This is a genomic window from Levilactobacillus angrenensis (assembly GCF_003946085.1).
Classification (GTDB): Bacteria; Bacillota; Bacilli; order Lactobacillales; family Lactobacillaceae; genus Levilactobacillus; species Levilactobacillus angrenensis.
This window is the reverse complement of sequence record NZ_RHOB01000037.1, coordinates 1-6171: the sequence shown is the minus strand read 5'-3', so window position 1 is coordinate 6171 and position 6171 is coordinate 1. Positions and strand designations below refer to the sequence as shown.

Annotated in this window: 7 protein-coding genes; 5 read left to right on the top strand and 2 right to left on the bottom strand. The window is 39.3% G+C overall.

What is annotated here, in order from left to right:
• From EKM83_RS12645 to EKM83_RS12635, 3 genes are all read left to right on the top strand, one after another.
• On the top strand, positions 1-576 hold a 576-nt coding region (locus EKM83_RS12645; RefSeq protein ID WP_263853791.1), incomplete at its 5' end, for an IS3 family transposase.
• Positions 577-876: 300 nt separating this feature from the next.
• Entirely contained in the window at positions 877-1155 is a 279-nt protein-coding gene (locus EKM83_RS12640) for a plasmid mobilization protein (protein ID WP_003625288.1), read from the top strand.
• Positions 1145-1447 (top strand): type II toxin-antitoxin system YafQ family toxin, encoded by a 303-nt coding sequence (locus EKM83_RS12635; RefSeq protein ID WP_005917927.1) that lies wholly within the window; start codon positions 1145-1147, stop codon positions 1445-1447. Before EKM83_RS12640 ends, EKM83_RS12635 begins: the two co-directional genes overlap by 11 nt.
• 575 nt (positions 1448-2022) lie before the next feature.
• Here the strand turns inward: EKM83_RS12635 and EKM83_RS12630 are convergent.
• Both EKM83_RS12630 and EKM83_RS12625 read right to left on the bottom strand, forming a co-directional pair.
• Positions 2023-2703, bottom strand: coding sequence for an ABC transporter ATP-binding protein (locus tag EKM83_RS12630; protein WP_046811108.1), 681 nt, complete (start codon positions 2701-2703; stop codon positions 2023-2025).
• Between the two features lie 4 nt (positions 2704-2707).
• Positions 2708-3760 (bottom strand): ABC transporter permease, encoded by a 1053-nt coding sequence (locus tag EKM83_RS12625; protein WP_046811107.1) that lies wholly within the window; start codon positions 3758-3760, stop codon positions 2708-2710.
• Positions 3761-3885: 125 nt separating this feature from the next.
• Here EKM83_RS12625 and EKM83_RS12620 point away from each other — a divergent pair.
• Together EKM83_RS12620 and EKM83_RS12610 are read left to right on the top strand one after the other, a co-directional pair.
• Positions 3886-4955 (top strand): IS3 family transposase gene (locus tag EKM83_RS12620; protein ID WP_125577913.1). Its coding sequence is split into 2 segments (ribosomal slippage): positions 3886-4114 and positions 4114-4955, totalling 1071 coding nucleotides; the frame shifts between segments, so codons are not numbered across the junction.
• Positions 4956-5194: 239 nt separating this feature from the next.
• Complete coding sequence (locus EKM83_RS12610; protein ID WP_035457754.1) at positions 5195-5770, top strand: hypothetical protein; 576 nt, start codon at positions 5195-5197, stop codon at positions 5768-5770.
• Positions 5771-6171: the final 401 nt, after the last annotated feature.

Genomic DNA, 6171 nt, shown 5'->3' with positions numbered 1-6171 from the left:
GCTTCGGCTTCCAAAACCAAGGTTGAACAGCGTCCCAACTTGCTTAAGCAGGATTTCTCGACCACTGGTTTAAATCAAAAATGGACCGCTGATATGACCTATATTCAAACGAAGCGTAATGGCTGGTGTTACTTATCAACCATCATGGACCTGCACTCACGACGGATTATCGGCTATTCGTTCTCAAAAAAGATGGCTACTGATTTAGTCTTAAAGACCCTTGAAAGCGCGGTTAAAAATCGAACCATTACTGGGGACCTGATTATCCACACAGACTTAGGATCACAGTACACCAGCGATGATTACAACCAACGGTTAACAGAACTACATATCCGCCACTCTTACAGCCGTAAGGGGTGTCCATACGATAATGCACCAATGGAATCTTTTCATGCTTCCCTCAAAAAGGAATGTGTTTATCCAGTGCCGGTCTTTGAGAATTATGAAACTGCCGCTGCTGTCCTTTTTGAATATGTGCATGCTTTCTACAATAGGAAGAGAATTCATAGTTCACTGGGCTACCAGACCCCCTTACAAGTTGAAATCGCAACACTTACGAGCCAAATGGCCGCCTGATTTAATGCTTTCCATGGTTCAAATAAGTTATTAATCACGATTAATGATTTATTTGAGCTGTGGAAGGTAAACGCGGTTCTGAATGTCTCTTAAAATCTGTCTCAAATATTGACTTCAATCCAACTGGATGTAAGCTGATTCCTGAGACAGCTTCTAAGAACGTTTGAATCTTTGATGGGTAAGACAACTTGTTGCATAAGCTGTTAGTTCCTTTACTTTAAAATTAATTTAGTTGCAGAAAACCTAAAAATCGAATATTATAATGTAGTACGATGGTAAACTTAAAGGAGGCGGATTAGAATGAGTAATACTATTATTAAAAACAAGACAATTTCAACTCGTGTAACACCTGACATTAGTGAACGGGCTAAAGCTAATCTAGCAAAACAAGGGCTAACCGTTTCTGAGTATATACGCTTATCGTTAGTTAAAGCGGCCAATAATGAAGTTCGATTAGTCAGCTTTTTAGATTCTCCGGAAGCCTTAGCCGCTAAAAAAGAAGCAGAAACAGGGCAGGTCAAAAACATTGGTTCATTGACTGACTTTGAAGATTGGATCGATAAGTTAGATGCAAATTAAACAGACCAAATCTTTTGAACGTGAATTAAAAAAACTAGTCAAAAAACATTTCCCAATAACTGTCTTGAAGCCTTGTTTAGAAGCAATTGTTGAACAAGATGTACTTGTTTTGAAACAGATTAAAGATCATGCATTAAAAGGAAATTGGCGTGGCTATCGTGAATTTCACCCTGCCAGATATGGCAACTATGGTAAAAATTATGACAACTGGATTGTTATTTATCAGCTAGATCATGATGAATTGATTTTGTTATTGGTTGCAACTGGCTCCCATGAAATCTTGAATCAATAGCTATAGTTTAGGGGCACTTATAAAAAAATAAATTAAAATAGCCCCCAATATCTATAATGTAGATATTGGGGGCTATTTTAACAACGTTTTTGAGGGGTTATTTGTGCCTTTTAATCGCCCCTATAAAACAGCCCCCGTTATCTAGTGGATAGATAATAGGGGCTGTTTTTTTGTTTAATGGTATTATAGGTACTATATTAGTATGAATATATTGGAGAAATAACATGTATAAAAACATCAAATAAATCGTCAGCGGATTGGGCGCTTTTATAATTGCCCAATGGCTCTATCATACTCTGTCACAATATCCAAACATCAATATTTGGCTGGCTAGACTGCTTCCTATTCTTATCATTTTTATTGTGTTCTTTTCTCTGCAATGGATAATCAACACATTTGAAAAGTAACCTTATAAATTTTAGTTATTATATTGGGCTGAAACCCTTGCTACAAGCGGACTAGCAAAAATGCAAGCTCGACAAAAACATAACTAAATAATCTATTGCTCTTATGATGATATTTTACCAAACGAGAAAAACTAGTCCGGAATATCAGCATAAGAGCAAGTGTGTTAATCAGTCCGTATTAGATAGTTTTCCGTCGACAATTTTGTAGACATTATCAGAAAACTCTCGCAGACGATCATCGTGCGTGACGATGACGACTGCTTTTTCCTCGTCATGCGCAATATTAGCAAAAAGTTGGCCAACTTCTTTGACACGTGCCGTATCTAATGCTGCCGTAGGTTCATCGGCTAGGATGATCGCCGGGTCTGTATACAACGCACGGGCAATTGCAACGCGCTGTTGTTGACCGCCAGACAATTCGCCAGGGTATTTGTTTAATAATTTTTGAATGCCTAGCGTTTCAATAATTTTGTCAAATCCATCTTGACTGAGGTTATTGTTAGGCTTCACCTGGTCAACAAGTTTGAATTGGTCTGCTACGGTTAAATATGGCACGAGATTGTACGCCTGTAAGACGAAACCGATTTGTTCAAGTCGTGTTTTTTCGGCTTCTTTGGTACTCAAATCACTGATGTCGTGACCATTCAAACGAACTGAGCCGTCTGTTGGTGTCTGTAACCCGCCTAAAATGGTTAGCAAGGTACTTTTACCAGATCCTGAAGGACCAATGATAAGCGACACCTCACCAGCTTTAAACGCTAAACTGACGTCTTCTAGTGCCGTAACTAAATTAGTTTTCTGACCAAATTGTTTCGTCACGTGTTCAAGGGCTAGTTTTTCTTCACGCATCTTTTTAACCTCCAATTACTGATACCGGATCAATCTTACTAATCACACGAATCGGAATGATTGCACCCAGTAACCCGGTTACCATCAATCCGGCCGCAATGAGTCCCATCAATCCCCAATCAAATGCCATTGGTACGCTATCTGGAATCCCAAATTCAGTTAATGCCGATAGTACAGCACCAACGACGATACCAGTTGCCATAATAAAGAACGTCTCAAATAACGTATTTTGGGCCAAGAAACGATTTGGAATGCCTTGTGCACGCAAAACTGCCAAGTTAGGCAATTTTTGAACCGTTAGAATGTAGAGGAAGATGGTAATCACAATCAATGAAATGACAATCAGGAAGCCAATCATGAGACCAAACGTCGCTTTTTGCGGTGTATAACCTGGCAATTTATTGATAAAGGCTTGGTATGAATAAGTCTTTAATGCTTTATCATCGACCGATTGTGACGTTTTTGAAGTAACTACGCTACCTTGGAATTGATCTGACACGCCCTTAATGACACGCCATTGCGCTAACGCGCCATAAATAACAGGTGCGGTGTTATACGTGGCATTTTTCGCATAACCCACGATTTTATATTTCGTATCAGATAACCCAATCGAAATTTTATCCCCCATACCGTAAATATCCTTATCAACTGAGTCAGCGAGGACGACTTCGTTAGCTGCCTTTGGCAAGTGCCCCTTGGTTAATTGTAGGTTTTTAGCGATGTACTCGTCGTTATTCATCCCAACGAATTGTGCGGATTCACGTTTTCCGCCAATTTTCATATTAACTGGTGTAATGCCAAGTGTTGCGGTTTTGTCGTCGCTTAACTGATCCACCTGTTTCGTTGTCAGTAATGACTGTCCGGCATTGCCATTAGCGTCTTTGGTCATTACAAAGGACTTAGACTGCCAGCTGTCCACCGCAGCGGTGTTAGCTGTTGCCAGCCCGAGCGCCAGGGCACTTAAAATGAAAATCAAATAACTGATTAAGACGACGACTGTTAGAATCAAGCCGTACCGTAGTTTTTCTTTTTTAATCTCTCTAATTGCTAAAAACATTTGTTCCTCCTGTATTTGTTGCAGTTCAGCAAACTTACTATACACAAGTATACATGCTCTTATGATGAGATTCCGGACTAGTTTTGCTAGTTTGGTAAAATATCATCATAGGAGCATTTTTATTTATGGTTACACGTTATGAAGAGGACTTAAAAAAGTCCATTGTGGAGATGGTTAAAGCGGGACGACGATCCGATGAATTATCCAAGGAATACGGTCCTTCAGCCGATTCAATTCGGAATTGGGTTAAAGGCGCTAAATCAGTTGAGCTAGAAGACGGTACTGAAGTAACGTCCAAAGAATTCAAACAACTTCAAAGGGAAAATCAGCGATTAAAGGAGGAACTTGAAATTTTAAAAGCTGCGGCGGTGTTACTGGGAAAGCATTAGGACGAATTAATTGCCTTGTCTTCATAGAAGATCAGTTATTGCGACACCGCTTATCAATTATTCTTTCGGCACTGAAATTACCGCGCAGCACCTATTACCATTGGAAAAGATATCAACCTAGTCAACACGAACGTGTTGATAATCAGCTCAAAGAAAAAATTAAATTGATTTGGGAAAATAATTATCGTGCCTATGGTTATCCACGAATAACGATGGTGCTTCGCAAGTCAGGCATCTGTGTTGGGTCAAAACGAATTTTACGATTAATGAGGGAAATGGAGATTCACTCTTTAATGAATCGGCGATTTAAAAAACCTGGCACTCATGTGGATCATTCACAACGGCCCAATTTAATCAAGCACCAGCCCAATGCAAGGATATGGCGTGCTGACATTACTTATTTGGAATTACGTCCAGGAACCTGGGTTTATCTCAGTTCTATTTACGAACCAAAGGTTCATCAAGTTCTTGCTTTCAAGATTGGTCGTCAGATGGAGGCGACGTTAGTTGTAGAAACGATTAATCAGGCGCTTGAATGTCATCAAAAGCCACAATATTTTCACTCTGACATGGGTTCACAGTACACCAGCAACGAAGTTGAAACTTTACTTGAACGGCATCAGATTAGCCACTCATACTCAAAACAAGGTTATCCTTATGATAATGGGCCAATTGAAGCTTTTCACTCATTGTTGAAGAGAGAGTTTGCCTTTCAAACAACTTTTTCCAATTTTGAGGACTTGGTAATCCGAACCTCAAATTACATCAGTTGGTTTAATTCCGACAGAATTAGAACGAGTGTTTAGAAAAAGATGTGCCATTTATTGACATAGGAGCAATATTCATACCGGCGCCAATCATTGCACCCAACATATCACGCCGAGAAATAGATGCTTGGGCAAAGATTGCTTGCAAGCGTTTAGACAATTTATCACTAGGACTAGCGTTAGCTAGCATTTCATCAATTGCTTGGTAAAAGGTAGATGATGCAGTATATGTTGCTATATTCACTAGTGACAAAACTAGAGTTGACCAAATCCTTCAATTGATTGGCAACGACAATGTTGAATGTACTGATTATCTTGAAGATAACTTTTTTGCTTGGATGTTTTGGAAATATGATCGAAACAACAGGCAAATTAATTCTGATATTGGATTGCCAGCAATGAATGCGTTCTCGGGAACAATTCAACGAGATGATTTGCAAGATATGATAATTGGTCGCTCACCTAATATTACTGATTTATCAGTCTTAAAGATGCATATCGCCCGACAGTTTCCATTGAGAAGTGTCGGAATGGAGTTAACTGAGCGTGGTAACAAGGTATATTTTAAAGTTGATGTTCATAATCAAATTGTTGTTGATACGAGAAAATCTAAAATGGTTAGCGATGGGATAACTGATACCGTTTTGGTGGAATTAAAAGAATATCCACTAATAGTGTATATCTATAGTTACATTATTCCACTGCTCAATGGCCTGTATGAAAGTGAAGAGCCAGATTTCACAGAACAATTAAATTCCTATAGTAAAGACTTAGCAAAGGAGATTATTCTTGATTTAATTGGAGCAACGGGTATTGATATACAAGAATTTGATAAATTAGCTATGAAGCTTTAGTTGTACTAATTGCAAATGGGACTACGGAAACTTTTAATAGATTTATCGAAAAGTTCAGCTAATCACTGTTTTTTTTGCATATGGTCAGGAGGTGGCGATATCATGATTAATTCATAGTAAATACGGGTATGAGTTTCCGGAGTGGGCACAGGCGGGTGCTCGGCTCGATAAGATGGTGTAAGGATAATAGACGTCGTGCTAAATAGCGTGGCGTTTTTATTTTGCCCAAAATTTGGAGGTGGCCGGCATGGGCCAGATGGTAAATAGCAGATTTGGCCTTGTCAGTCGCACAGAGACACGTTGCTTGGGTGACTTAGAACATCAGCTTAAAGATGGACGGTGGTAACGTAAAAAGCCGCAGCGACCACATAAGCCGCGTATTACAGTGTGGAGAAAAAACA

Excerpts from the sequence above, each read along its gene's own strand:
- EKM83_RS12635 (WP_005917927.1), top strand. The coding sequence starts at position 1,145 with ATGCAAATTAAACAGACCAAATCTTTTGAACGTGAATTAAAAAAACTA.
- EKM83_RS12640 (WP_003625288.1), top strand. The coding sequence starts at position 877 with ATGAGTAATACTATTATTAAAAACAAGACAATTTCAACTCGTGTAACA.
- EKM83_RS12630 (WP_046811108.1), bottom strand. The coding sequence starts at position 2,703 with ATGCGTGAAGAAAAACTAGCCCTTGAACACGTGACGAAACAATTTGGT.
- EKM83_RS12625 (WP_046811107.1), bottom strand. The coding sequence starts at position 3,760 with ATGTTTTTAGCAATTAGAGAGATTAAAAAAGAAAAACTACGGTACGGC.